Genomic DNA, 25,708 nt, shown 5'->3' with positions numbered 1-25,708 from the left:
CGCGCCGACTGGCGCGTGATTATAGAAGTTTGCAGGAAGGCTGTCCCCTGACGGCCCGTGAGGATTGCATCCTCCGCCTTTCAAGAATCCGAGAGTTCTGGCGCCCCAGAGATGGGCAAGGCGCGGATTCGAAGAAAGGCATCACGGGCCCCAGCCACGACGCAGCAGGACGCGAGGAGTCCAGGATGTCGGCACGGCAGCTCACGGTGCGGTTCCACGGCGCACTGAACGATTTCGTCGCACCGGAGCGCCGGGACCGGGTGTTCACGCACGAGCTGCAAGGCAGCCCTTCGGTGAAGGACCTCATCGAGTCATTGGGGCCGCCGCATCCGGAAGTGGACGGGGTGTTTGTGGACGGCCAGCCGGTGGGCTTGGGGCACCGCGCGGAAGCCGGCACGCACGTGGACGTGCATCCGGCCTCTATTCCAGTGCCACTCCCGGAGCAGCCGCGCTTCGTCCTGGACGTGGGCCTGGGGCGGCTGTCGGGCTTCCTGCGGATGCTCGGCTTCGACACGCTCTGGCGCAACGACTCCGCGGACGCCCTGCTGGCGCGCCTGTCCCGCGAGGAGTCGCGAGTGCTGCTCACGCGAGACCTGGGCCTGCTGAAGCGTTCGGAGGTGGTGCAGGGCTATTACCCCAGAGCCACCGACCCCGCGCACCAACTGGTGGAGGTGGTGCGGCGGTACGGCCTGACGTCGCGCATGCGGCCCTTCTCCCGCTGCCTCGCGTGCAACGCATCGCTGTCCACCGCGACACCCGACGAAGTGCAGGGCCGCATCCCGGAAGGCGTGGCCCAGCGTCACCGCCAATTCCAACAGTGCCCCGGCTGCCAGCGCGTCTTCTGGCCCGGCACGCACCACGAACGCATGCAGAACCTGGTGGACACGCTGCGCAGACTGGAAGCCAGTCCCTGATCAGCCCAAGGCCTCACGGCACTTGAGACAGACCTCGTCGCCCTGCCCCACCGCTTCGGAATACACCCAGCAGCGCGGGCACTTCTGGCCTTGAGCCGGCAACACCTCGACGGCCAGGAATGCGCCGTCACCGAAGGCCTGTGAAACCTCCAGCGTCTTCGCGGCGTCGGACGGAGTCTCCGCCAGCTCCACCTGGCTCACGATGAACAGCCCGGGCAGCTCCGTGAGGTGTGCCTCCAGCAGCTCCCGCATCGGGCCCGTGGCGCTCAGCACCACGCGGGCCTCCAGCGACGCTCCGATGCGCTTGTCCCGCCGCGCCACCTCCAGCACGCCCTGCACCGCGCTGCGCACCGCGAACAATTTCGCGTAGCGCGCCTCCAGCTCCGGCGGCATCCCGGCCTTCACCTCCGTGAAGCCCGCCAGGAACACGCTCTTCGCGCGCTCACCCGGCAGGTGCTGCCAGGCCTCCTCCGCCGTGAAGCTCATCACCGGCGCAAGGAGCGGCAGCAGCACCGTGAGCACTTCGTGCAGCACCGTCTGCGCACCGCGCCGCGCGGGCCCGTCCTGCTTCGCCGTGTAGAGCCGGTCCTTCAGGATGTCGAAGTACACGGCTGACAGGTCATTGGCGCAGAAGTCCACCACCGTCGCGTAGACGAGGTGGAACTCATAGTCCTCGTACGCCTGGCGCACGCGCGCGGCCACCTGTGCCAGCCGGCCTCGCGCCCACTGGTCCAGGGGCAGCAGCTTGTCCCCGGGCACCGCGTCCTTCGCCGGGTCGAAGTCGTGCAGGTTGCCCAGCGCGTAGCGCAGGGTGTTGCGGATCTTCCGGTAGCCCTCCGACAGCCCCTTGAGGATGGCGTCCGACAGGCGCACGTCGTTGCGGTAGTCGCTCGCCGCCACCCACAGCCGCAGCACCTCCGCGCCGTACTGCTGGATGACCTTGTCCGGCGCCACCGTGTTGCCCCGGCTCTTGGACATCTTCTCGCCCTGGCCATCCACCACGAAGCCATGCGTGAGGCAGGCCTTGTAGGGCGCCACGTCGCGCGTGCCCACCGACACCAGCAGCGAGGAATGGAACCAGCCCCGGTGCTGATCACTCCCCTCCAGGAACAGGTCCGCCGGCACGCGCTGCCGCTTCTCCAGCACCGCGGGCGCCATGCAAGCCGAGTCGAACCACACATCCAGGATGTCCGTCTCGCGGTGGAACTCCTCCTTCCCGCAGCGTGGGCACTTGAAGTCCTCCCCGAGGAACTCCTTCACCGGCGTGCGGTACCACACGCCCGCGCCCTCCTTCTCCACCGCCGCCGCCACCCGCTCCATCACCTCCGGGGACACCACCGCGTCGTCGCACCCGTCGCAGTACGCGATGGGAATGGGCACGCCCCAGCTGCGCTGCCGGCTGATGCACCAGTCCGGACGGCCCTCCAGCATGCCGCGGATCCGTGACTGTCCCCACGACGGCACCCACTGGACCTTGTCCACCTGCTCCAGCACCACCTGCCGGAACGTCTGCGTGCCATGGAACGGCGCATCCATGGGGATGAACCACTGGTAGGTCGCTGCCTGGATGACCGGCTGGTGGCAGCGCCAGCAATGCGGATAGCTGTGCGTGATGGTGTCTGACGTGTCATTGAGCAGCGCGCCCCGCTGCACCAGCAGGTCCAGCACCACCGGGTTCGCGTCGAACACGCGCCGGCTCGCGAGCACCTCGCCCACCGTGTCGTCGTAGCGTCCGTCCGCGCGCACCGGGTTGTAGATGTCCAGGCCGTACTTCAGGCCGACCTCGTAGTCCTCCTGGCCATGCCCCGGCGCCGTGTGCACCAGCCCCGTGCCGGCCTCCAGCGTGACGTGCTCGCCCAGTACCACGCGCCCCTGCCGCTCATAGAACGGGTGCTGATACGTCACGTGCTCCAGGTCCTCGCCCGTCGCGTACGCGAGGATGCGTGACGGATCCACCAGCGCCGGAGACGACACCTCGCCCGTCGGGAGCTGCACGTGCTTCACGGCGAGCTCGTCCGACTTCACCTCCGCCAGCACCTTCGCCAGCAGGTCCTTCGCGACGCAGAGGACGCGGTCCTCCAGCCGGTAGAAGACGTATTCGAACGAGGGGTTCACCGCGATGGCCAGGTTGGCCGGCAGCGTCCACGGCGTCGTGGTCCAGATGACGAAGGACACGCGCTGTCCCTTGAGCTGCGGCAACTTCTCCAGCAGCGACGGCCCCGCGTCGAAGGCCACGTACACGGACGGCGAGGTGTGCTCCGCGTACTCCACCTCGGCTTCCGCGAGCGCGGTCTGGTCCTGGAGGCACCACGCCACGGGCTTCTTGCGCCGGTACAGCATGCCCCGGCGCGCGAACGCGGCCAGCTCGCGCACCTCCTGCGCCTCGTAGCTGAAGTCGAGCGTCCGGTAGGGCGCGTCCCACGTCCCGAAGACGCCCAGCCGCTGGAACTCCGCGCGCTGGATGTCCACGAACTCCAGCGCGTACTCGCGGCAGCGCTCCAGGAGCGCGTCGCGCGACAGCGTGCGCTTGTCGAGCTTCTGTTCCTTGAGCCGCTTCTCCACCGCCTGCTCGATGGGCAGACCGTGGGTGTCCCAGCCGGGGATGAAGTCACACGGGCGCCCGGAGAGGTTCCGGAACTTCACCACGATGTCCTTCAACACCTTGTTGAGCGCATGCCCGGCATGCAGGTGGCCGTTGGCGTACGGCGGCCCGTCCGCCAGCACGAAGGGCTCACGGCCCGCGTTCTTCGCGAGCAACTGCTTCCACACGTCCTGCTCCCGCCACCAGGCAAGCAGGCGCGGTTCGAGCTGGCCCAGGTTCCCCTTCATGGGGAACTCCGTGCGCGGCAGGTGGACGGTGGCGTCGAGGTCCTTGCGGGAGGGGGCGTCGCTCATGGCTTCCAGCGCCCGTAACACCCTCCCGCCGGTCCTTCAATCACACGCGCGGACTCACTCGTCGTGGTCTTCGTCGCCGTGGTCGTGCGAGTGCGGCTGGGGCGTGGACTTGCCCTTGCCCTTGGGACACTTCTTGGAGCACTTGGCCTTCGCGGCCTGGAACGCCTTCGTGCACTTCTCGTTGCACGACTTGTCCTTCGCGGGGCACTTCCTCACACAGGCCTGGACCGTGGCACCGGCGCTGATGGAGCACTTCTCGTCGCACGTCTGCGCGAGCGCCTGGGGCGCCACCAGCATCGCGCCCATCGCCATCAATCCCAGCCAGCCTCGCACCGCGATTCGCGTCGTCATGTCGTTCCTGTCTTCCCGCGGGCGTCACTCGCCCGGGGTCAATCCATCGTCCGGCGCCGTCGCCCGGCGCACCAGCCGCACCGCCACCGGCCCCTCCTTGGTGACGCTCAGGTTGAGCGAGACCTCTTCCGTCGCGGACTTGAACACGCGCGGCTGGATCTCCTTGAACCCCGCCTTGGTGAATGCCTCGCGGTAGAAGCCCTCCACCTCGGCGACCGTCTTGCCCTTCACCGAGTAGCTCACCGTGCGCGAGCCCTCCGTCTCCGCCGTCAGCACCCTGGAGCTGCCGGGAAAGACGGGCAGCCCGGCGGGCTGCGGGGCCTTCGCCGCGCCCAGGTTCGCCTCACCCAGGAACACCGTGGTGGTGCTGTCCGGGTTCACCTGGAGGATGGCCGTGTAGGAGATGAAGTTGCGCGTGTCGACGGCGGTCACCATCGGCTCGCGCAGGAGCTGCGGCTGCTTGTACGCCTCCGGCACCACGAAGCCCCAGGAGAGCCAGCGGTCCACCACGCTCTGGAGGATGATCTGCGCCTTCTCCTTGCTGCGCACCGCGCGCAGCTTCACCGGCACGCCGTTGGCGTCCACCTGGCCCGGCACGTCCACCACGCTGACGGTCTTCGGGATGTCCCAGGTGAAGTTGGCCCGCTGCGCCCACACAGGGGAGGCGCCCGCGAGTGCCAGCAGCAGGGCCCAGCGCCCGATTCCGCGCGTCATCAACGGTTCCTCCCTACTGCTGGTGCGAACGCGCGGCCTTGACCGACTTGCCCGACTTCGGCCCCGTGTCCCCTTCCGGCTTGGGGCAGCGGGCCTTGCACTGGTTGAACTGGGTCTGGAACTTCTGCGCACAACGCGCGGCGCACGTGCGGCTGCTGTCCTTCGCCGACCCGGGACTGCTGGGCGCCGGACAGGCGGTGATGCAGGCGTTGAGCGTGTCCCCGTTCTTCGTCGCGCAGTCGGTGTTGCACGAGTTGCTGTCCGCGCGCGCGGGAGACGCCATCAGGCACACGCCCAGCACCCACGCCAGCACTCCGCCCGACAGCAGGCTTCGCATCTTCATCTTCAGCAATCCTTTCCCAGGAAACAGCCGCCATTGCCGGTGCGGTCCAGATAGCCCAGACCGTAATGGGGTGTGGTGATGCCAATCATCGCGCCGGGCGTCGTGTTCCACAGGTTGCCCAGGGGCGACGGCTTGAACCAGTACTGCATGAAGTTGGTCTCCTCCCCCGCCGCGCTCATCCAGAAGGTGTTCTCGCGCTGCATCAGCACCAGGGGCGGCAGCGGATTCATGTAGAGCGCTCCCGTCGCCAGGAAGCTGGCGAAGGTGGGAATGGGCAGCGTGGTGGGCTCGTAGACGCCCTTCGTGGCCGTGTAGAACGGAACGTTGGTGCACGGCAGCGCATAGTCCTGGAACAGGACGCAGGTGGAGGACTCGATCTCGTTGGACAGACCCCAGTCATCCACGAGCATGGAGAAGCGGCCCCGGCAGGTCCCCCCCACCGCGCGGCCAATGCCACACACCTGGATGGCGGCGTTGGCGGCCTCCAGGTGCTGCTCGTTGTACAGCCCGGTCTCCGGCGTCTGGTCCAGGAACTGGCTGGGGATGTTCCACGCGCTGAGGCTCGCCTGGGACGTGCACGACGTGCCGCCCTCGTCGCGGTAGATGAGCCGGGTCAGCACGGGACCATTCCAGCCCAGGCCTCCATTGCGGCTGCAGCTCACGCGCAGGCCCGAGCCCTGCGTGAACACCTGGGTGATGGTGTCGCCGTGGTTGACGGACGACAAGCCATTGAAGTCCGCGTAGCGCGCCTGCGCGTCCTCGCCCGCGTTCCGCATGGAGTCATGCGCCGAGCCGTAGGACACGGGGATGTCGTGCATGTCACCGTGCGTGCCGTTCCACAGCGCGGACACCGCGGCCTCCTGCACCTTCAGCGACAGGAAGCCCACCTCCGCGAAGTGGATGCCGAACACCAGGATGGTGATGAACAGCGTGACGCCGAGGGCCGCCTCCACGATGGACTGGCCCCGGGCCTGCCGGTGACGACGAGGATGGCTGTTCATCACTGGAACCCCTTGAAGCCCACGCGCCGCAGCTCCTGGATGGTCGCGGCGGAAGCCGGGGAGCTGACACCCAGCGCGTTGATGGCGTCATCCAGACCCGAGTCGTCCGTGTCCACCGGCACCAGCGTGGCGCGCCAGTACGGGTTGAGCAGGTTGGGCGGTTCGCTCCAGTGGGAGAAGCTCGCGCTGCGTCCGCGGTGGTAGTACGCGATGCCCGTGGACAGCGCCGTCTGGATGCCCAGCGGCGTGCCGTCCGCCATGGTGGCGCTGCGGTTGTCGAACTTGCCCGCGTCCGGGTTCGGGTTGTTCGCCTCGAAGCGGAAGCGGAACGCCAGGTTCCACGGGTCCTGCTGCGCCGCGGGCATGTTGCTGCGGTCGCGCTGGATGACGGCGAAGTTCTTCGGCTGGCCGAAGTTGTTGCCCTCGCCGTTGGGCCACAGCTCCGTCAGGTTGTAGTCCAGGAACGGCGGCCAGATGCCCGGGCAGCTGGACGGGCCTCCCAGACACGGCGCCAGCATGTGCCGCGCGAAGGGCGCGGGGTCCGTGCCACCGAGCCACATATGCGTGGGCGTGGGCATGATGCCGCCGGAAGCCGCGAACAGGGCCAGGGTTGGCACGACGCCTCCCACCATCACCGGGCACGGCGGCCCACCGCCATGCGCGATGTGGTTGTAGATGAAGGCCACCTCGCTCTGGTCTTCCGCCGTGACGGCGGGCGCATAGGGGGGAAAGAGCCCGTACTGGAGGATGGGCTTGCCGAAGTGGGACGTGCCGGCGGCGAACGGCAGCGTGACGATGTCCGGCGGCATGATGACGAAGGCCAGGTTCGCCTCGTGCGCGATGTACTGCTCGATGGTGCGCGACGTGACGAAGGTGAAGCCGCGGCTGCCCATGGCCGCGTCCACGGCATGGGCCACCGTCAACGGGAGCGGATCACAGGCCGCGCCGCCACCCAGGCATGCCGTGTTGTCCGACAGTTCCTTCTTGGAGATGTTGCCCGCGGATGGCGCCAGCCATCCCGCGTCGCGCGGGTTCCTCCCCGGAGCCAGGTCTCCCAGGATGTCGTTGGCGAAGCCCTGGTCGTTCACCTTGTCCTTGAGGCTCCTGAAGTCCTCATACGAGGAGGCATACAGCGCGCCCGCCGCCAACTGGTGCAGGCGCATCTGCAGGCCCACCAGGGGGTCATAGGTCTGGAACACCGCCTCCACGCGCGCGTCCTCCGCCTGCAGCTTGCCTATCAGCATGCTCAGGTCCCCGACCCCGCGCAGGCCGCACTGGCACATGCGGGCGCAGAAGCCATTCCAGGCGCAGGGGCACCCCGCGGCGGCGAAGGCCTGGTAGGTGGGCAGCCACGCCGCGTAGCCCAGCTTCGCGGCGTTCAACTCGCCGCGGTAGAGGCTGGCCCAGTTGAGGAGGCTGGCCGCGCCGGCGTTCGCCACCATGTGGGCGATCTCCGCGCGGTTGGACACGGCGATGGTGTTGAACGTGCGCGCCGTGGCCACCGCGTTGGAGTACGCGGCCGCGTCCGCCACCGTCTGCACCTCGATGCGCTCTCGCACCTTCATGGTGAACGACAGCGTGAGGGCCACCATCAGCAACAGCAGCAGCATGCTGAGGACGAACAGCACCAGGGTCTGACCGCGCTGGAGGGAGGAGCGCTTCATGGTTCTCACCGGGGGCAGGCCATGGTGGCGAAGAAACGCGACTTCACGGGCGTCATCATCCGCATGGTGAACGTGGTGATGATGGGGAAGACGTACTGCCGGTTGTTCACGCGCTCCGCCAGCTCCGCGCCCAGCTCGCCGTCCAGCACGTGTGACGCCGTCACGTCGGTGCCGTTCCAGGCGGCATCGCGCTCGGCGACGATGAGCGGGTTCGCGTCCGTGTAGGGACGCAGGCTGAAGTGCGCCAGGAACATGCGCGACATCACCCAGTTGGCGAACGGGATGCGCAGCGGGTACCAGAACACCAGCTGCACCTCCAGCCGCCGCAGGTGCCCCGGCCGGTCGAAGTCGCTGTCCTCCGGGCTGTCCACGCCGCCGCCGGCGATGTCGCGCTGGATCCACACGATGCTGCGGTTGTGGGCGCCGTCCAGACCGGGGCCCGGCGTGCCGGTGCCCGCGTAGCGGTTGTTCGCCCGCGCCGCGAACGCCTCCGCCAGCAGCCGGGGCGCATCCGAGCCGGCGCCGCGGCCCAAGGGACCGTTGAGCGACCCCGTCCCCTGCCCCATGAAGGAGTGGAAGGTCGGGATCAGCGCCAGGATGGCCGCGTGGGTCATCCGCTCGCAGTCCCCGTGCGCCACGCTGCCCGCGCGCGTCGCGCGGAAGGCCGCGTAGTGCGTCATCACCCGCGCCTGCATCATCAGGAACAGCTGCAGCGCGCCCAGAATCAGGAACACGACCAGCGGCAGCGACAGCGCGGCCTCCACCAGGGCCTGGCCGGACTCGCCTGCTTCACGGGGGGATCGTGTGGTCATACAGAGGCGCATCCTGCGGGACGGGGGAATCTCGCAGTATCCGTCAAGTGACCGCCGACACACCGCGTCGGGGTCCGAAGGGGGGCCTGGATTGTCGCAGAGGTCGGCCTCCCTTGGAAACTTCCCAGGGAAACCGCACCGTCCGTGAAAACCATGCCACGGCGATGTTTCAGCGCGGTTTCAGCCCCTTGGCGTCGAGCTGATACTTTTTCACCAGCCGCTCGATGGACTTGCGGTGCAGGCCGCTCTCCCGTGCGGCGCGGGACAGGTTGCCCTCGCAGCGGGTGAGGACGCTGGTCACGTACTCGCGCTCGAAGTTCTCCAGCAGCTGCTCCTTGGCGTCCTTGAAGGCCAGGTGCTCGTTGAAGGGCAGCGGCCCCTCGCGGGCCTGGCCCCGGACGCGCGGGGGCAGGTGGGACGGGAGGATCTCCTCGCCCTCGGAGAACGTCAGCACGTGGGAGAGGACGTTCATCAGCTCACGCACGTTGCCCGGCCACGCGTAGGCCATGAGCAGCCCCAGGGCCTCCGCGGAGAAGCGCTTGCGGCCGTGCGTGTCCACCACCTCCGGCTCCGCCAGGGCCCGCTTGAGGATGAGCGGGATGTCGTCCCGGCGCTGGCGCAGGGGCGGCAACTGGATGTGGATGACGGACAGTCGGAAGTAGAGGTCCTCGCGGAAGTTGCCCGCGGCGATCTCCTTCACCAGGTCGCGGTGGGTGGCGGCGATGACGCGGCAGTCCACTTCAATGACGTCGTTGCCGCCCACCCGGCGCACCTCGCGGTTCTCCAGCACGCGCAAGAGCTTGGGCTGCAGGTCCAGGCGCAGCTCGCCCAGCTCGTCCAGGAAGATGGTGCCGCCCTGCGCGCGCTCGAAGGCGCCGGGGCGGCTGGACGTCGCGCCGGTGAAGGCGCCCTTCTCATGCCCGAACAGCTCGCTCTCGATGAGGTTGGGCGGGATGGCGCCGCAGTCCAGCACCACCATGGGGCCCTTCTTGCGGCCGGACAGCTCATGGATGGCGCTGGAGACCAGCTCCTTCCCCGTGCCCGTCTCCCCCTGGATGATGACGGACACGTCCATGGGCGCGATGCGCTTGATGAGCCCGAACACCTGCCGCATCTTCACGCTCTGGCCCACCATGCCGCACAGCTCGCCCTCGCGGTCGGGCTCCACCGCCACCTCTTCGTCCAGGGGGGCAAAGGTGATGACGGAGGAGCCGGCGCGGATCTGCGAGCCCGGGGACAGGTAGGCGCGTTCAATGCGCCGGCCGTCCAGGAAGGTGCCGTTGGTGGAGTTCAGGTCCACCAGGAGGTAGCCGCGCTCGGTGTACTGGACCTCGAAGTGGTGGCGGCTGGCGGTGCGGTCCTCCACCAGCACCAGGTCGTTGCCCGGGTGGGCGCCGCAGCGAAGCCGCTCCTTGTCGCTGGCCATGGAGCGCCCGGTGTCCGGCCCCTGCGTCACCAGGAGCCGGCACTTGTGCAGCTTCACGGTGGCGCGCGGATCCACCACCTGCGTCTCCCCCAGCAGCGAGGACTGGGAGGACAACTCGAGTCCGACATCTCCTGGATTGGTGTGGATGTCGTCGGGATGCGGGTTCGGTGCGGTCATCAGTGAACGCGAGGATAGCAAAGGGTTCCCACCTCCCGTGCCTCCCCGCCCGTGCGTGCTAGTGTCCCGCGCCCCGCATGCCCCCCCGAAAAGCCAAGCCGAAGAAGGCGCCAGTCCCGCCTGGCGCACAGGCACCCGAGCGCGGTGACGCGCCGCGACCCAAGCGGCCCCGCGCGAAGAAGACCGTGGCCATCCTGTCCCGCAAGCGCTCGCTGTACTCGACGCGCCGGCTGGTGGAGGCCATCAAGGCCCGGGGCCACCGCCCGCTCGTCTTCGACACGCTGCGCTGCTGCCTCTTGCTGGCCCGCGGCAAGCCGCGCATGACCTACCGCGGCGCGGAGGTGAAGGGCGTGGACGTGGTGATTCCGCGCATTGGCGCGTCCATCACCGCGTACGGCCTGGCGGTGGTGAACCACTTCGAGATGATGGACGTGCCCGTCCTCAACCCGCCCACGGCCATCGCGCGCAGCCGCGACAAGCTGCGCGCGCTCCAGTTCCTGGCCCGCGCGGGCCTGGACATGCCCAGGACCGTGATGGCGCATGACCGCGGCAACGTGCGCAAGCTGGTGCAGGAGGTGGGAGGCCTGCCCGTCATCATCAAGCTGATCAAGGGCACCCAGGGCGTGGGCGTGATGATCGCCCACACGCTGCCGGAGGTGCAGACCATCCTCGACACCTTCTGGGACCTGGGCCAGGAGATCGTCCTCCAGGAGTTCGTCGCGGAGAGCGAGGGCCGCGACGTGCGCGCGCTGGTGGTGGGCGACACGGTGGTGGGCGCCATGCGCCGCAAGGCGAAGAAGGGCGAGTTCCGCTCCAACATCCACCGCGGCGGCGAGGGCCGCGCCATCACCCTGCCCCCGGACTACGTGGAGGCCGCGGTGAAGGCGGCGCGCATCATCGGGCTGGAGGTCGCGGGCGTGGACATGCTGGAGGGCCGCGAGGGCCCGCGTCTCATGGAGATCAACTCCAGCCCCGGCTTCGAGGGCCTGGAGGGCGCCACCGGTCAGGACATCGCGGGCCACATCGTGGAGCACGCGTTGGTGTACGCGGGGACCCGGGGCAGCGTGTTGATGGCGAGGGCGGGCCGCGCGTCCTGAGGATGGTGTGACAGCAGGCACGCGAGCAGTGTCCGTGTGCCTGCCCGCCTGCTTCACGGCGTGCGTGCGGGGCTTCACGGTGCGCACGGTGCCTTGGATGCTCCTCAGGAATACGGGAATGCATCCGGGCGCGGATTGTCCGGGGGTGTTGGCAGCGACGGGGATGCGCCTCTAATCTGGCGACCCCCGATGAAAACGCTGCACAAGCCGCTGCAGATCACCGTCTACCAGGATGTGCTTTGCGCCTGGTGCTACCTCGCCGACCAACGGTTGGAGGTGCTTCGCCAGGAGTTTGGCGACGCCGTCCGCTGGAGCGTGCGTCCCTACCCCCTGCGTCTGCACGACGTGCTGCCCACGGAGCGCGAAGTGCGTGGGCTGGTGGAAGAGGTGAAGCGCGCCCAGCGCGAAACCGACCCCACGGCCTCGCTGCTCTCCACGGACCTGTGGCTGGGCGGAGATCCACCGCGCTCCAGCGTGCCGGCCCTGGCGGCGCTGGAGGCGGCGCGGTTGCAGGGGCCGCAGGCGCGGGCCTTCCTCGCCCGGTCCATGCAGCGCGCCGCGCTGGAGCAGGGCGTCAACGTGTCGCGCTCGGACGTGGTGTTCGAGCTGGCGTCGCGCGTGGGCCTGTCCATGAACCAGTTCTCCGCGGCCTTCCGTTCGGAAGAGACGCGCCGGCTCATCTACGACGAGCACCGGCTGGCCGGCAGCCGCGGCGTGCGCGGCGTGCCCACGCTGGTGATTGGCGGCCGGTGGATGCTGTGCGGCCTGCGTGAGCTGTCCGAGTACCGCGAGCACATCCTCGCGTGCCTGGGCAAGGTCGTCGCGCCCCGCTCGGGTTCCTCCGAGCGGCTGGTGCACTGAAGCCGTTTCCCCCCGCGCGCCTTCGCATGCTTCGCGAAGGCGCGCCTCCCCTCCCGTGAGGCCTCAGCCCGGGAAGGACTCCGCGGCTTCGTCGCGTGGCGCGCGCAGGGACAGGTACAGCCCCGCGATGAGCAGCTGGCCCAGCGCCATGCCGGGGAGCATGCCCACGCAGCACACGAAGAACCCCGCCACGATGACGGCTCCCGCCACGAGCCCCACGCCCATGATGGACAGCCGCTCGCCTCGCGCGGCCACCCAGCTGCGGCGCAGCACCTCGACGGGAGAGGGCGGCACGTCGTCGTAGGTGAGCTCCGGCTGGACCAGGTACAGCGGCAGGAACAGGTACGTGAGCGGCACCACCAGCACCACGAACGCCAGCACCATCACGCCCATGAGGGGCACCAGCGCGTCGAAGACCTGGGTGGGGTTCGGGTCCGCGCCCAGGTCGAGGCCCGACAGCAGGCCCGTGGCCGTAGCCGCGAGGACGCCCAGGGCGCCCAGGATGAACAGCGGCACCAGCACGATGGCGAAGACGAGGAGCATCGTCAGCGTGTAGGGCACCGCCTTGTGCATCTGGCTGAAGAGGCGCGCCAGGTCCACGCGGCCGCCCTGCAGCACGTCGAAGCACACGCGCAGGAGGCCCAGCTGCACCAGGCCCTGCACCAGTTGCTGCGCGACAAACCCCACCAGGCCCAGCACCACGGTCACGACGACGCTGTCCATCGCCGCGCCGATGCCCGCGGCCACGTTGATCAGGAACTGCGCGCCGAACGCCGCGCCCAGGTAGATCAACACCGCGAGCGACAGCATGCCCCACTCGCGCTGGAACGCCGCCCAGCACACGTCCCACAGCTTGCTGAAGGTCCACGTCTCCCGGTCCAGCGGGAAGGTGGCGCCGGAGCGCTCCCGGCACGTGGGGCAGCGCGGCGACGTGCCGTTCAGGCTGCACGCATCGCAGGTGAAGTTGCCGCAGCGCGCGCAGGTGCCCGTGGCCTCCCGCCCCGGGTGCAGCGCGCAGGACGCTCCCATCGCGCGTCCGAAGTCCACATCCGACATCCGCATGCCTCCCGGCGCGGCCCCCCAGAGGCCGCGACCCGGGTGTCATATCAGGTGGGCCCCTCCCCTTCCCGGCGGGCAGGCATCCCGGATGAATTAACGCGGGACCCGGCCGTCAGTGGGGGCAGAGGTTGCGGAGCGGGATGCTTTGAGGGTCCACTTCCGCGCCAGGAGATCCGTCATGAACCGCTTGCTCGCCCTGGTCGTTCCCCTGGCCCTGCTGATGGGGACCGGCTGTGTCGTCGAGGCCCACTCGCATCGTCCCGTCCGTCGCGTGACCTACGTGGCCCCCGTGGCGGAGTACCGGTTCGCCGGCGCGCACCCCGTCCCCGACGACTACGGCGGTGGCTGGTGCCCGGAGGACTACACCCACGTCCACGACTACCAGCCGCCCCAGACGTCCTACGTCTACACGGACGACGTCTACTACTACCGGGGCCCGACGGTGGTCTGGTACTGGGACTACCACCCCATCGCCAGCGGCGGTTACTGCAACCTCCACGGGCGCCACCAGCACGACTACTACCCGCGCGGCTCCTGGGGCGCGGGCTACTCCTACGACCGCGGCAGCCGGGGCTACCGCTGGAGCGACACCCACGGCGCCTCCGCCGGGTACGGCCGCAACAACGTCTCCCCCTCGCGCCCCGCTCCGGCCCCCGTGAACCAGGGCCGCAACGCGCCCCCGGGCGGCAACGGCACCGGCGCCCGGCCTCCCAGCGGCTCCGGCGGCTGGGGCCGCAGCAACGCCGCCCCCGCCGCGAACAGCTCGCGTGACCGTGACAACGACCGCGACGACAACAAGGGTGGCGGCTGGAACACCCCGGCCAGCAAGAGCCGCGACGACGACAACAGCGGCAGCCGTGGCAACAGCGGCGGCTGGGGCAACTCCGGCAGCAGCGGCAGCAGCAACAGCGGCCGGAGCAACAGCAGCAGCGGCGGCAGCTCCGGCAGCAGCGGCGGTGGCTGGAGCAACGGCGGCAGCAGCGGTGGCGGCAGCAGTGGTGGCGGCAGCAGCGGCCGGAGCAGCGGCGGCAGCAGTGGAAGCAGCTCTGGCAGCAGCGGCGGCGGCTGGAACACGGGCAAGAGCTCCGGTTCCTCCTCCTCCGGCAAGGGCGGGACGCGCTGGTAGGCGCTCCGCTTCCTCCGCCCTGGCGTGACCCGCGGCACCGGGCGCGGCCTTCCGTCCTCCACGGAAGGCAGGCTCCCGGTGCCGACGTGTTTTCAACATCCGGAGCGCCCGGTGTCCGGTGCGTCCGGCCTTGCGGCGCACCGGGGCGTCGTGAAGGGGACGGACGGTGCCGGGGGACGGATTGCGATCGCCCCGGGCCGTGAAGATGTTGCGGCGCGATGAAACACTACATTCGGGCGGCGGGTGGTGCCGTGCTCGGGCTGTTGGCGATGGCCTGTGGCGACGGCGGCTTCACACCGGACCCCGGCGTGCGGACCGAGGACGCCGAGGCGGTGGATCTGGAAAACCTTCGCATCCTCGTGAGCGGTGAGGCACGCGTGTTCCCGGAGGCCGCGGGTGTGGCCGCCGCTCCCGCGTCACTCACCGGCATGGCGCTCACCGTGGAGGAGCCCCTGCGCGTGGCCGTCAACGACTCGGCCGCCACCTTCGCCTCCGGCGAGGTGTCCGAGGACGGCTCCTTCCGCATCACCGACGTGCCCGTGCGCGACGTGCACCAGGGGCTCGCCGTGGGCTTGGCGCACGACGGACTCGTGCGCAGCACCACGCTCGTCTACGACACCGCCTTCACCGGCACCCGTCCGCGCACGGACATCATCGACGCGCACGCCTGGGCCCTGCCCACCGCGTTCGTGGATGGGCTGGGCGCGGCCGTGGGAGCGCCGCGCCTCCAGGGCCACACCGGTGACCCGGCGGCCACCCTGGCCTCCGCGGGCTTCGTGCTGGGACGCGTGGTGGACCTCAACGGACAACCCGTGAGCGGCGTGCGCGTGGCGCTGGACCGCGCGGAGCTGGCGGACCGCGTCTACTACCCGTCCGAGGACCTCACGTCCGTGAACACCACGGGCACCGCGGGCCACGGGCTGTTCCTCTTCGTGCACTCCGGCGCCGGAGTGTCGTCCTTCCAGCTGTCCGTGGAAGGCGCTCCCACCTACGTGCCGCGCAACGTCGACGTGGGCCCCGACCTGGGCGTCGTCCTGACCGTCTACCCGGGCCGTTACGCGCCCTGACCAAACCCTCGACAGGTCGGACTTCCCTGCCTAGAACGGACAGGCGTCCAACCCCGGCGTCTCATTGCCGGGGGGCCCCTCGAGACGAGATGTTGTGGCAGGATGCAGGGCTGGCGTTCCGGGGGGACGCGGATGATGAGCGGCCGATCCATGCCACGAAGCACGGCGTTGGTCCGTGCCCTTGCGCGCAGCTCCGCGGCGGCCGCCTGCATGGTGGGGCTGCTGGTGCTGGTGGGCTGGGCGCTGGACGTCATGGTCCTCAAGTCCATGGGCGCCGCGCTTCCCGCCATGCGTCCCAGCGCCGCGTTGGGATTGCTGCTGGGCGGGGCCGCGCTGGCCCTGCGGCTGCCGGCCACCTTGCGCCCCACCCGCCGCCGGCTGGGCACCGCGCTGGCGCTGGCCACGGCCCTCCTGGGCGCGGCGAGCCTCGTGGACGGCGTCATCACGGGGGGCAACGGCGGCCTGGACGCCCTGTTCCTGCGCGCGCTGGGTGAGGAGGGCGTCGCGTCGTCCGGCGTCGCGCCGTCGCCCCTGACGGCGCTGTGCCTGATGCTGCTGGGCCCGGCGCTGGCGCTGGTGGACCGGGGCCACCCGGAGCGGCTGTCGTGGACGGACGGGCTGGTGGCGCTGGCGCTGATGGCGGCGCTGACGGGGCTCAACGGCTTCCTGCTGGGCCCGCTGGTGACGCCCGCCGCCGCGCCGTTCTTCCAGGAGCGCAGCATGGGGCTGCACACCACCTGCGTGCTGATGCTCCTGGGCGTGGGCACGCTGTGCGCCCGGCCGGAGCTGGGGCTGATGGCGCGGCTCACCCGGGACACGCTGGGCGGCTTCGTGGCGCGGCGGCTGGTGCCGGTGACGCTGCTGGGGCCGCCGGTGCTGGGGCTGACGCTGGTGCTGATGCACCTGACGGGCGGGCTCAGCCACGACGCGAAGCTGCCCCTCTTCGCCACGGTGGTGGCCGCGGGCGGCGTCACGCTGGTGCTGCTGGCGGCGCGGGCGCTGGACGTGCTGGACCGGGAGCGCATGCGGGCCACCGCCGCGCTGGAGGCCAGCGAGGAGCGCTTCCGCACCTTCCTGGACACCGCGCCGGACCCCATGGTGGTGGTGGACGCCACCGGTCGCGTGCGCTTCGCCAACGCGGAGGCCGAGCGCGTCTTCGGCTACCGCCGGGAAGCCCTGCTGGGCCATGAGGTGGAGCTGCTGGTGCCAGAGGGGCTGCATGGCCCGCCCGCCACCGGCGAGGGCCTGGAGCGCGCCACCGCCGGGCGGCTGGTGTCCGGCCAGCGGCAGGACGGCACCCACGTGCCGCTGGAGGTGCGGCTGAGCCCGCTGGAGGGCGAGGACGACGCCACGCGCATCGCCATCCTGCGCGACGTCACCGAGCGCCGCGACCTGGAGAAGCTGCGCGAGGAGTACGTGGGGCTCATCTCCCACGACCTGCGCAACCCGCTGAACACCATCAACCTGCGCGCCCACCTGCTCCAGCGCGCGCTGCACGAGCGCAAGCTGGAGCGCGAGGGCCACATGGCCCAGGCCATCATCCACAACGTGGAGTGGATGAGCACCATGATTGAAGAGCTGCTGGAGGGCTCGCGGCTGGAGTCCGGCCGGGTGACGCTGCGCCGCGAGTCGCACGACCTGGGCCGCTTCCTGGCGGAGGTGCTGGAGCGCGACGTGCCCCCCGACGCGCGCGAGCGCTTCCGGCTGCACCTGGCCGCGCCGCTGCCGCCGGTGTCCATGGACGCGGCGCGCATGGAGCGCGTGGTGACGAACCTGCTGACCAACGCGCTCAAGTACAGCCCCAAGGGGACGCCGGTGGACGTGCGGCTGGCCGCCGTGCACGACCACGCCGTGGTGTCGGTGACCAACCAGGGCACGGGCCTGTCCCCCCGGGACGCGGCGCGCCTGTTCGACAAGTACTACCGCACGGAGGACGGCCGCTCGCAGGACGGCAAGGGGCTGGGGCTGGGGCTCTACATCAGCCGGCTCATCGTGGAGGCCCACTCCGGCCACATCTGGGTGGAGAGCGAGCCGGGCCGCGGCGTCACCTTCTTCTTCAGCGTGCCCCTGGAAGCCCCCTCCGCCCCGCAGGAGTCCGAGCCGATGCGGCAGCGCGCCAGCTAGCGCGGCGTGAACCAGCGCGGCAGCCAGTCCGCGCCCTTCGCCGTGGTGAGCCGCGTCTGGCCCGTGCCATCCGGGCGCATGAGGTACAGGTCGGTGTCGCCGTCGCGCTCGGACACGAACACCAGCGCCTTGCCGTCCGGGCTCCACGCCGGCATGTCGTCGCGGTGCTGGCCGTCCGTCAGCGCCACCGGCGCGCCGCCCGCCACGTCCGCCACCCAGATGCGGCTCTTGCCGTCCTCAAGCCGGGCCACGTACGCCACGCGCCGGCCGTCCGGGCTGAAGGCCGCCTCACGCTCGTCGCCCGCGAAGCCCCCGCCGGACAGCGCCCGCAGGTCCGAGCCGTCCGGCCGCACCAGGTACACGCGCTCCTTGCGCTCGCGGTTGCTCACGAACGCGAGCCACTTCCCGTCCGGACTCCACTGCGGCGTCCGGTCCTCCAGGTAGAACGTGGTGATGCGGCGGGGCTCGCCCGTGCCGTCCGCGCGGAAGACGTAGACCTCCGGGTCCCCCTCCCCGCTGCACACGCACGCGACCTCCGTGCCGTCCGGCGACACCGCGGGCTCGAAGCAGCCGGCCTTCACGTTCGTCAGCTGCGCGTCCACCGCGTTCGCCTGGGGCCGCACGCGCACCACGTCGCTGAAGCCCTGCGCGTCGGACTCCGCGGCCAGCCACGTGCCGTCCGGCGCCCAGCTCGCGTTGCGCGCGCGGGGCCGGGGCGGATGCAGCGCGACCTGGGACTGGGGCCCTCCCGCGAGCGGCTGGAGGCGCAGCTGCTGGAAGACGCGCCCGTCCGCCTCGCCCGACGCAATCACCAGCAGCGTGCGGCCGTCGGGCGACGGCGGGCCGGGGTACTCGTCCTCCGGCGCGGAGGTGACCTGCGTCTCTTCGCCAGCGGGCGTCACCCGCCAGACGTCCTTCTGTCCCGCCCGTTCGGAGAGGAAGACGATGGTGCCCGGCAGGGCCCGCCGCTCCGCCTCCGACAGGGCGCCGGGCGCGGCAGGGACCGCGGCAGCGCCGCCGCAGCGGCCCTGACAGCCCATGGCGCCCAGCAGGGCGAGCACGGCCCACCCCCACCGTGCCCGCGAGGGCCCGGAACGCATCCGCCGTTCAAGGCCCCGGTGCCTCACGTCAGCGCACCCGGACCGCGTCGGCCATGACCACGGAGCCCGGGGTCGTCCAGCGGCTCAGCTGCACCTTGTTCCAGCCCGCGGAGAAGCTGTACGTGCCCAGCTGCACCCACTTGCCGCCGTTGATCTGCTGGTTCATGGACACGCGGCCCACCTCGGAGCCCGCCGCGTTGTAGGCGATGAACGGCGCCGTGGTGGAGCGGTTCGTGCCCGCCACCCACCACGCGTCCACCGTGCGCGTCTGCGCGGTGGGCAGGTAGAACCAGAACGTGGCCGGCGCGGAGACGGCCTCCGTGGCCGCGTAGTAGTAGCCGCTGCCGTAGTAGCCGGCGCTGTAGCCGTCCGTCCACGTGCCCGTCAGCTCGAAGCGCGCCTTGGACGCGTCGTTGTTGGCGCTGTTGCTGTCGACGATGATCTCACCGGACGGCGTCGTGGTGCCGCAGTAGCTGTTGATCTTGCTGATGTACGTGGACCACGGCCAGTTGGGACCCGGGTCCGTGCGCGTCGCCGGCTGCAACCGGCCGTGCGCCACGATGTGGTAGCTGTCCTTGACGATGGCGTTGTCGCGCGCGATGTCGCACGACAGCTTCGCGGACGCGTCAATCTGCCCCGTCGGGAAGGACGTCTGGCTGGCGTAGCCGCCGTGCTCGATGCCGATGGTGAAGTGGTTGGCCGACACGCCGTTGAGCCAGCACTCCTTGCTGGCGTTGAGCGAGCAGTCATAGGTGGCGCCGATGTGCCACCCGCGGCTGGCCTCGCGCACCAGCTGGGAGACCTCGCTGCCGCTCTCGTTCACCACGTAGTGCGCGCTCACGCCCGAGGCGCTGTTGGTGAGCCAGCTCCAGCAGGACGAGTAGCTGCCCTCACAGGTGTGGATGATGATCATCGACGGGTCGCCCGTGCTGCCGGAGGGGCGCGCGTTGTAGTTGGGCGACGGGCGCCACACGGCCGCGGCGTAGTCCGGGCCCGCCGCCATGGCGCGCACCTGGGGACGCTCGAACTTCGCCTCCACCTTCACGGGCTCCAGCGACGCGAACACCGAGCCGTCCTGGTTGAGCGCCACCGCGCCCTGGTTGATGACCGCGTACACGCCGCGGTGCACGTGCTCCGCCTGCGCCTCCGGGTTGGTGATGCCGCTCAACCGCGCCACCACCGGCGCCCACGCGGCCAGGTCCCCGCGCTCCACGTTCACGTCCGTGGCCAGTTGGGACAGCCGCGCCGCGCCCGCGCGCAGGTTGGACAGCGCGTCCGTGCTCGCCGCCTCCACCGTCACGCCCGCCAGCGCCGCGCCCTGCTCCAGGTCCTCACCGCGCAGCGCCATCAGGCCGAACGCGGGCTTCTGGCCGGGGAACTCCGCCTCGCCGCGAATCATCTGCCAGCGCGTCTCCGCGTAGGAGACCGCCTTGAGCAACTCCGCCGGGACGTTGAACTCCTGCGCGGCCTGCGCGAACAGCGGATCCAGCTCACGCGGCAGCGCGCTGCCCGCCGTGTCCGGGGACGGCTGCGACGGCGTCTCGGCGGGAGGAGCTTCCGGGTTCTGCTGCGCCTGGGGGCCGCACGCGGACAGCACCAGGGCGGCGGCGGCCGCCGCGAGGGGATTGCGGAAGATGGACATGAGGGGACTCCAAAAGTCGGGGGAGGAACGCCACGGCCCGTCTTCGCTTGCTGCCCACGGAGACGGCTGGAGCCGCCTTCTCAGCACCATGCGTGCCAGCCCCCTCCAGCCCATCACGTTCGTCCAGTTTTCTTCCGCGACCGGTGCATGCATGCTCCACCCGCACGAAGCGCGCGGCGCTCCTTGCGGCGTCAAACACCTGAAATCACGGAATTGCCTACATCGCTGGACCCGCTGTTTACACGCGGAGTCCGACGTGGAGCATGGATGCCGCACTGCCGTGTTTCAGGACATCCGTGACGTAACGGATTGTTACACCATTTCTTGTATTAATCACTATTTGTACCCTTGGCGGACCCCGGAGGCAGGCCGTCCGGGCAGCGGGCGCGCGGGAAGGGCCGACACGGGGCGGGCCATCCGCTATGACGCCAGCACCATGCGGCTCTTCGGTATTGGCGACACGCACCTGCCCTCCACCCGGCAGAAGGACATGCACCGCTTCGGCTGGACGGACCACCCGCTGCCCCTGCAGCGCGCGTGGGATGAGCGGGTGCGGCCGGAGGACGCGGTCATCGTCGCGGGCGACATCTCCTGGGCCACGCGTCCCCATGAAGTGATGGAGGACCTGGCGTGGCTGGACGCGCGGCCGGGGCGCAAGGTGCTGGTGCGCGGCAACCACGACTACTGGTGGGGCGACTCCGCGTCCAAGCTGCGCAAGCTGCTGGAGCCCTTCCGCACGCTGGAGGGCTTCCTGCACAACAACGCGGTGGTGCTGGGGCCGTGGGTCATCGCCGGCACGCGGCTGTGGACCGCGCCGGAAGCGCCGCCCATGCCCGGCGGGGAGATGGGCGACGAGCAGGGGGACTCCGGCTACGTGGAGCGGGAGACGCGGCGGCTGGCCACGTCCCTGGAGGACGCGCGCAAGAAGGAGGCGGCGCACCCCACGCCGCTGACCCGCATCGTGGCGGTGCACTTCCCGCCCGTGTACGCGAACGAGCGGGCCACCGCCTTCAGCGACCCCATCGAAGCGTTCGCGCCCAGGGTCTGCGTGTACGGCCACCTGCACTCGAGCGGCATCCCCGCGGGCTTCACCGGCGAACGGGCCGGCGTGCGCTACGTGCTCGCGTCGTGCGACGCGGCCGGCTTCGCGCCGGTGCTGCTGGACGAGCGCTAAGCGCTTTGTCGACAGGGGGAAGGGGGCCGTTAAGCTGGCTCCGGGTTCGTCCCTGAACCAAGGAGTTGGAAGTCATGCCGTCGGACAAGGCCGAACTCGCCGCCCGGATCGCCAGCCTCCAGCCGGGGGACTCCATCCGCGGACTCATCTTCAAGTCCGTCTTCGGCCTGGTGCAGCAGCACGCGGGCGCCAACGGCATGGAGACGCTGCGCAAGGGGGAGCTGGACCACGACTACGCGGAGCTGCGCTCGTATCCCGCGCGCGAGTTCCTCACGCTGCTGTTCAACGCGGCGGACCTGCTGGAGGGCGCGCTCGGCCCCGCGGACGCGGTGTTCCACGCGTGCGGCGAGGTGAGCATCACCCGCTACTCCACGGGCCCCGGGATGCTCGTGTTCGGCATCATCTCCCGGGGGGATCCGCAGAAGCTCTTCGCGGGCGCGCAGATGGCGTACAGCGCGGCGGTGTCCTACGGCAACCGCGAGTACCTCACGACGGGCCCCAAGTCCGGCACCCTGCGCATGCGCCGGGACATGATGCCGCCCGCGTACCACGTGGGCATCCTCACCGGCTCGCTCAAGGTGCTGGGGCTGACGGGCAAGGCCACCGCGAAGCCGCAGGGCATCGACCGCGTGGACTACGACATCGAGTGGACCTGAAGCGGGACGCGGGGCCGCGCGTCTCCAGGACTCCAGGTGAGCGTCAGGCCACCGTGCTTCAGTCGACGCGGGTGTAGGTCACGTCCAGCTGCGCCACCACGCGCTCGCCCACGGACGCCGTGCAGGCGAAGGTGTGGTCCGCGCCGCGCACGCGGGTGCGGCGCGCGCCGAACACCACCGTCTGGCCCGCGTAGGCCAGGCTGTCCGCGGACAGCTTCACGTCCTTGGCCACGAAGCGGGCCCCGGCGTTGCGCTCCAGGTCGCGGCCCAGCGTGGTGGCCATGCGGGTCATCCCGCCCGCCACGACGGCCACCGGCATCACCGGGTGCATGGCGAAGTGGCCCTTGCACAGCTCCGGGGTGACGACCAGCGACGAGCGCAGCATGTCGCCGTCCGTCTGGAAGTCCTTCAGGTCCAGCGGCTTGCTGTACGGGTTCTGCCGCAGCTTCGCCCACTCCTCCGGGGTGCGCTGCACGGTGTCCGCGGGGCGCGGCTCGCGGCGCATCTCCTGGCGCGCCTCGCCGAACAGGCGGGTGAAGGCGGCGGCGGACAGCACGTTGTAGTCCACCTCCAGCCGGAACAGCGGCGTGCCGTCCGACGAGGACAGCAGCGTGCGCGCCGTGCAGGTGCGCTTGCCGGTGTACTCCGCCTGCGCCAGCGCCCAGAGCATGTCCGTGGCGCGCTCCTGCGCGGAGGGCGAAAGCCACTGACCGCGCGCCGCGCTGGCCAGGTAGAAGTGCTGCCCGTCCTTGGGCGCCACCAGCGCCGCGCCGCACGAGCCCAGGATGGCCAGGTGCCGGCCCGCCTCGCCCAGGCCCAGCGGCATCGCCTCCGCGTCCGGCGCCATCTGCACCGGCACGCGCGCCACCACCTCACCCGGCAGCACCGTCACGTCCTTCAGCGCGAAGTACGGATCGCGAACGCAGATGCGCGGGTACAGCTCCTGCGCGCTCAGCACCGTGTACGGCGCCGCCTCCGACAGCGGCATCCGGGGCTCGGCCATCCACGGCATGACGGACTTCACCGGCGAGACCGGGGACGACGACACGGGGGCGGGGGCGATGGCCTGGAGCATGGGAGTGACCTCGTTTCGGACGCCGGGTGCCGGGGGACACCTGGCCGCAGGGTAACCGAGTTCTATTGCGCTGGGACAGTACTTTTCTCTGCCCCGCGAAAAGATTCTCGATTCATCGGCGAAAGTGTTGCTGCCCTGCCGTATTTTTCTGTCTCAGCCGGAAAAAATGGGCGGGGGCGGTGCAATTTGAAGCAGGCAAGCCCCTGCGTAAAGGGCCGACCAGCAACCTCTGCCCAACACCCCTGGGTCCGAAACACCCCTCACCCGGGAACGTTGCCCATGTATTTTCAGGCACTTACGAGGAGGAATAAACCTCAAGCCCCGTAAAACGCGTGCAGCACCGCCCGAGTAGCTTTTCTACTCCTGGGGTGAAGTCCCGGTGCGGCACCGTCTGGATTACAGCTCCACCTGACTGCCCAGCTCCACCACGCGGTTGGGCGGAATCCGGAAGTAGGCGGTGGCGCTGCGGGCGTTGCGGCTCATCCAGGTGAAGAGGGCCTCGCGCCAGAGGGCCATGCCGGGCTTCTTGGTGGGGATGATGGTTTCGCGGCCCAGGAAGAAGCTGGTGCCCATGAGCTGGAACTGGAGGCCCTTCTCCCGGCAGCGCTTGAGGATGTCCGGGATGCTGGGGTTCTCCATGAAGCCGTAGCGGGCGACGACGCGCACGAAGCCCTGCTCCAGGGGCTCCACCTCCACGCGCTCGCCGGCCACGACGTGGGGGATCTCCTCCGGGATGATGGTGAGCAGCACCACCTGCTCGTGCAGGACCTTGTTGTGCTTGAGGTTGTGCAGCAGCGCGGGCGGGGTGCCCTCCGGGTTGCCCGTCATGAAGATGGCGGTGCCGGGCACGCGCACGGGGGGGTGGTCCCCGAAGCTGCCCAGGAGGTCCTTGAGGCCCAGGCTGGCCGCGCGCAGCTTGCCGGCGAGGATGTCCCGGCCGCGCTTCCAGGTGGTCATCAGCGTGAAGATGCAGACGGCGAGCAGGAGCGGGAACCAGCCGCCGTCGGGGATCTTCGCCGAGTTGGCGCCAAAGAAGGCGATGTCCACCAGCATGAACACGCTGGCGATGGGCAGGGCCACGGCGCGGCGGACGCCCCAGCGCTCCCGGGCCACGACGTAGGCCAGCATGGTGGTGATGCCCATGGTCGTCGTCACCGCGATGCCGTACGCGGCCGCCAGCCGGCTGGAGGAGCCGAAGCCCAGCACCAGCGCGATGACGCCCACCAGCAGCGCCGCGTTGAGGCCGGGCAGGTAGATCTGCCCCATCTCCTCCGCGGACGTGTGCACCACCTCCATGCGCGGGCTGTAGCCCAGCTGCATCGCCTGGCGGGTGGTGGAGAAGGAGCCGGAGATGAGGGCCTGGGACGCGATGACCGCGGCCGCGGTGGACAGGGCGACCAGCGGGTACAGCGCCCAGTCCGGGGCCAGGAGGAAGAAGGGGTTGCGGGCGGCCTCCGCGTGGCGCAGCAGCAGCGCGCCCTGGCCCAGGTAGTTGAGCACCAGCGACGGCAGCACCAGCATGAACCAGGCGCGCCGGATGGGCCCCGCGCCAAAGTGGCCCATGTCCGCGTAGAGCGCCTCGCCGCCCGTCACCACCAGGATGACGGCGCCCAGCACCAGGAAGCCGTGCCAGCCGTTCTCGATGAAGAAGTGCACGCCGTGCACGGGCGACAGCGACCAGAGCACGGAGGGGTTGTGCAGGAGCTCCTTCACGCCCAGCACCGCCAGCGTCAGGAACCACAGGGTCATCAGCGGACCGAACACCGACCCGATGCCCGCCGTGCCCTTGCGCTGCACCATGAAGAGCAGCAGCAGGATGACGAGCGAGATGGGAATCACGTACGGCTCGAAGACGGGGGTGGCCACGCTCAGGCCCTCCACCGCGCTCAGCACGGAGATGGCCGGGGTGATGACGCCGTCACCGTAGATGAGCGCCGCGCCGAAGAGGCCCAGGGTGATGAGCACCGGCCGGGCGCGGTGCGACTGGCCCCGGGGCCGGTGCATCGCCAGCGCCATCAGCGCGAGGATGCCGCCCTCGCCCCGGTTGTCCGCGCGCATCACGAAGATGAGGTACTTCACCGACACGACGATGATGAGCGACCACACGATGAGCGACAGCACGCCCAGGACGTTGGCCGGCGTCGGGGAGACGCCGTGCACCCCGGTGAAGCATTCGCGCAGTGCGTAGAGCGGGCTGGTGCCGATGTCTCCGTAGACGATGCCCAGCGCGCTCAGGGCCAGCATCGCGACGCGTTTGGGAGAGTCCGGTCCGTCCGTCGGGGCGGCCGGTGATTCCGAGGGTGCGTTCACGGCCCCCGCTTTAGCCGAACCCGGGCCCGCCGCAACGACTGCCGTGACGCTCCTTTGGTTTCCAACCGCTTGGGGTGTTCCCATGTGCGCGCCTGGCCCCCTGCCCCCAGGGGTGCCCGG

General features: G+C 70.2%; 21 protein-coding genes. 8 read left to right on the top strand and 13 right to left on the bottom strand.

Going from position 1 to position 25,708, the window contains the following annotated elements; all coding sequences use genetic code 11:
• Window positions 1-185: 185 nt before the first annotated feature.
• On the top strand, window positions 186-914 hold the full coding sequence (locus JYK02_RS24175; protein WP_207054369.1) for a Mut7-C RNAse domain-containing protein: 729 nt from the start codon (window positions 186-188) through the stop codon (window positions 912-914).
• On the opposite strand, the gene ileS is transcribed toward JYK02_RS24175, so the two are convergent.
• The 8 genes from ileS to JYK02_RS24135 all read right to left on the bottom strand — a co-directional run bounded on the left by ileS (window position 915) and on the right by JYK02_RS24135 (window position 10,297).
• Window positions 915-3,809 (bottom strand): isoleucine--tRNA ligase, encoded by a 2,895-nt coding sequence (gene ileS, locus JYK02_RS24170; protein WP_207054367.1) that lies wholly within the window; start codon window positions 3,807-3,809, stop codon window positions 915-917.
• A 54-nt stretch (window positions 3,810-3,863) separates the two neighbouring features.
• On the bottom strand, window positions 3,864-4,160 hold the full coding sequence (locus JYK02_RS24165) for a hypothetical protein (protein ID WP_207054365.1): 297 nt from the start codon (window positions 4,158-4,160) through the stop codon (window positions 3,864-3,866).
• A 24-nt stretch (window positions 4,161-4,184) separates the two neighbouring features.
• Complete coding sequence (locus tag JYK02_RS24160; protein WP_207054363.1) at window positions 4,185-4,874, bottom strand: hypothetical protein; 690 nt, start codon at window positions 4,872-4,874, stop codon at window positions 4,185-4,187.
• A 13-nt stretch (window positions 4,875-4,887) separates the two neighbouring features.
• A complete protein-coding gene (locus JYK02_RS24155) occupies window positions 4,888-5,217 on the bottom strand; it encodes a hypothetical protein (RefSeq protein ID WP_207054361.1) in 330 nt (109 codons plus the stop codon).
• Window positions 5,218-5,219: 2 nt separating this feature from the next.
• Window positions 5,220-6,218 (bottom strand): TadE/TadG family type IV pilus assembly protein, encoded by a 999-nt coding sequence (locus JYK02_RS24150; RefSeq protein ID WP_207054360.1) that lies wholly within the window; start codon window positions 6,216-6,218, stop codon window positions 5,220-5,222.
• On the bottom strand, window positions 6,218-7,882 hold the full coding sequence (locus JYK02_RS24145; RefSeq protein WP_207054358.1) for a pilus assembly protein TadG-related protein: 1,665 nt from the start codon (window positions 7,880-7,882) through the stop codon (window positions 6,218-6,220). The genes JYK02_RS24150 and JYK02_RS24145 overlap by 1 nt, the downstream gene beginning before the upstream one ends.
• A gap of 5 nt (window positions 7,883-7,887) precedes the next feature.
• Entirely contained in the window at window positions 7,888-8,694 is an 807-nt protein-coding gene (locus JYK02_RS24140) for a TadE/TadG family type IV pilus assembly protein (protein WP_207054357.1), read from the bottom strand.
• A 169-nt stretch (window positions 8,695-8,863) separates the two neighbouring features.
• A complete protein-coding gene (locus tag JYK02_RS24135) occupies window positions 8,864-10,297 on the bottom strand; it encodes a sigma 54-interacting transcriptional regulator (protein WP_207054356.1) in 1,434 nt (477 codons plus the stop codon).
• Between the two features lie 77 nt (window positions 10,298-10,374).
• On the opposite strand from JYK02_RS24135, the gene JYK02_RS24130 reads away from it, so the two are divergent.
• Entirely contained in the window at window positions 10,375-11,394 is a 1,020-nt protein-coding gene (locus JYK02_RS24130; protein ID WP_207054355.1) for an ATP-grasp domain-containing protein, read from the top strand.
• Window positions 11,395-11,583: 189 nt separating this feature from the next.
• Window positions 11,584-12,255, top strand: coding sequence for a DsbA family oxidoreductase (locus JYK02_RS24125; RefSeq protein WP_207054354.1), 672 nt, complete (start codon window positions 11,584-11,586; stop codon window positions 12,253-12,255).
• A gap of 63 nt (window positions 12,256-12,318) precedes the next feature.
• Here JYK02_RS24125 and JYK02_RS24120 read toward each other — a convergent pair whose 3' ends face one another.
• Window positions 12,319-13,317 (bottom strand): hypothetical protein, encoded by a 999-nt coding sequence (locus JYK02_RS24120; RefSeq protein ID WP_207054353.1) that lies wholly within the window; start codon window positions 13,315-13,317, stop codon window positions 12,319-12,321.
• 175 nt (window positions 13,318-13,492) lie between these two features.
• Between JYK02_RS24120 and JYK02_RS24115 the strand changes: the two genes are divergently transcribed.
• The 3 genes from JYK02_RS24115 (at window position 13,493) to JYK02_RS24105 (ending at window position 17,631) form a co-directional block, all read left to right on the top strand.
• Entirely contained in the window at window positions 13,493-14,440 is a 948-nt protein-coding gene (locus tag JYK02_RS24115; RefSeq protein ID WP_207054352.1) for a hypothetical protein, read from the top strand.
• 218 nt (window positions 14,441-14,658) lie between these two features.
• Window positions 14,659-15,507 (top strand): carboxypeptidase regulatory-like domain-containing protein, encoded by an 849-nt coding sequence (locus tag JYK02_RS24110; protein WP_207054350.1) that lies wholly within the window; start codon window positions 14,659-14,661, stop codon window positions 15,505-15,507.
• A 150-nt stretch (window positions 15,508-15,657) separates the two neighbouring features.
• Complete coding sequence (locus JYK02_RS24105; protein ID WP_207054348.1) at window positions 15,658-17,631, top strand: sensor histidine kinase; 1,974 nt, start codon at window positions 15,658-15,660, stop codon at window positions 17,629-17,631.
• Here the strand turns inward: JYK02_RS24105 and JYK02_RS24100 are convergent.
• Together JYK02_RS24100 and JYK02_RS24095 are read right to left on the bottom strand one after the other, a co-directional pair.
• Complete coding sequence (locus JYK02_RS24100) at window positions 17,628-18,683, bottom strand: tolB protein precursor protein (protein WP_242589200.1); 1,056 nt, start codon at window positions 18,681-18,683, stop codon at window positions 17,628-17,630. The genes JYK02_RS24105 and JYK02_RS24100 overlap by 4 nt on opposite strands.
• 76 nt (window positions 18,684-18,759) lie before the next feature.
• Window positions 18,760-20,373, bottom strand: a complete 1,614-nt coding sequence (locus JYK02_RS24095) for an N-acetylmuramoyl-L-alanine amidase (RefSeq protein ID WP_207054344.1) — start codon at window positions 20,371-20,373, stop codon at window positions 18,760-18,762.
• A 436-nt stretch (window positions 20,374-20,809) separates the two neighbouring features.
• Here JYK02_RS24095 and JYK02_RS24090 point away from each other — a divergent pair, with 436 nt between their 5' ends.
• Complete coding sequence (locus tag JYK02_RS24090; RefSeq protein ID WP_207054343.1) at window positions 20,810-21,547, top strand: metallophosphoesterase; 738 nt, start codon at window positions 20,810-20,812, stop codon at window positions 21,545-21,547.
• A 74-nt stretch (window positions 21,548-21,621) separates the two neighbouring features.
• Entirely contained in the window at window positions 21,622-22,203 is a 582-nt protein-coding gene (locus tag JYK02_RS24085) for a DUF2378 family protein (protein ID WP_207054341.1), read from the top strand.
• A gap of 58 nt (window positions 22,204-22,261) precedes the next feature.
• Here the strand turns inward: JYK02_RS24085 and JYK02_RS24080 are convergent, their stop codons facing one another.
• Both JYK02_RS24080 and JYK02_RS24075 read right to left on the bottom strand, forming a co-directional pair.
• Complete coding sequence (locus JYK02_RS24080; RefSeq protein ID WP_207054339.1) at window positions 22,262-23,278, bottom strand: hypothetical protein; 1,017 nt, start codon at window positions 23,276-23,278, stop codon at window positions 22,262-22,264.
• Window positions 23,279-23,674: 396 nt separating this feature from the next.
• A complete protein-coding gene (locus JYK02_RS24075; protein ID WP_431603493.1) occupies window positions 23,675-25,672 on the bottom strand; it encodes a potassium transporter Kup in 1,998 nt (665 codons plus the stop codon).
• Window positions 25,673-25,708: the final 36 nt, after the last annotated feature.

It is taken from the genome of Corallococcus macrosporus (genome assembly GCF_017302985.1).
GTDB classification, from domain to species: domain Bacteria; phylum Myxococcota; class Myxococcia; order Myxococcales; family Myxococcaceae; genus Corallococcus; species Corallococcus macrosporus_A.
Note: the sequence above shows the minus strand (reverse complement) of the source record. Positions and strands in the feature narration are given on the sequence as shown.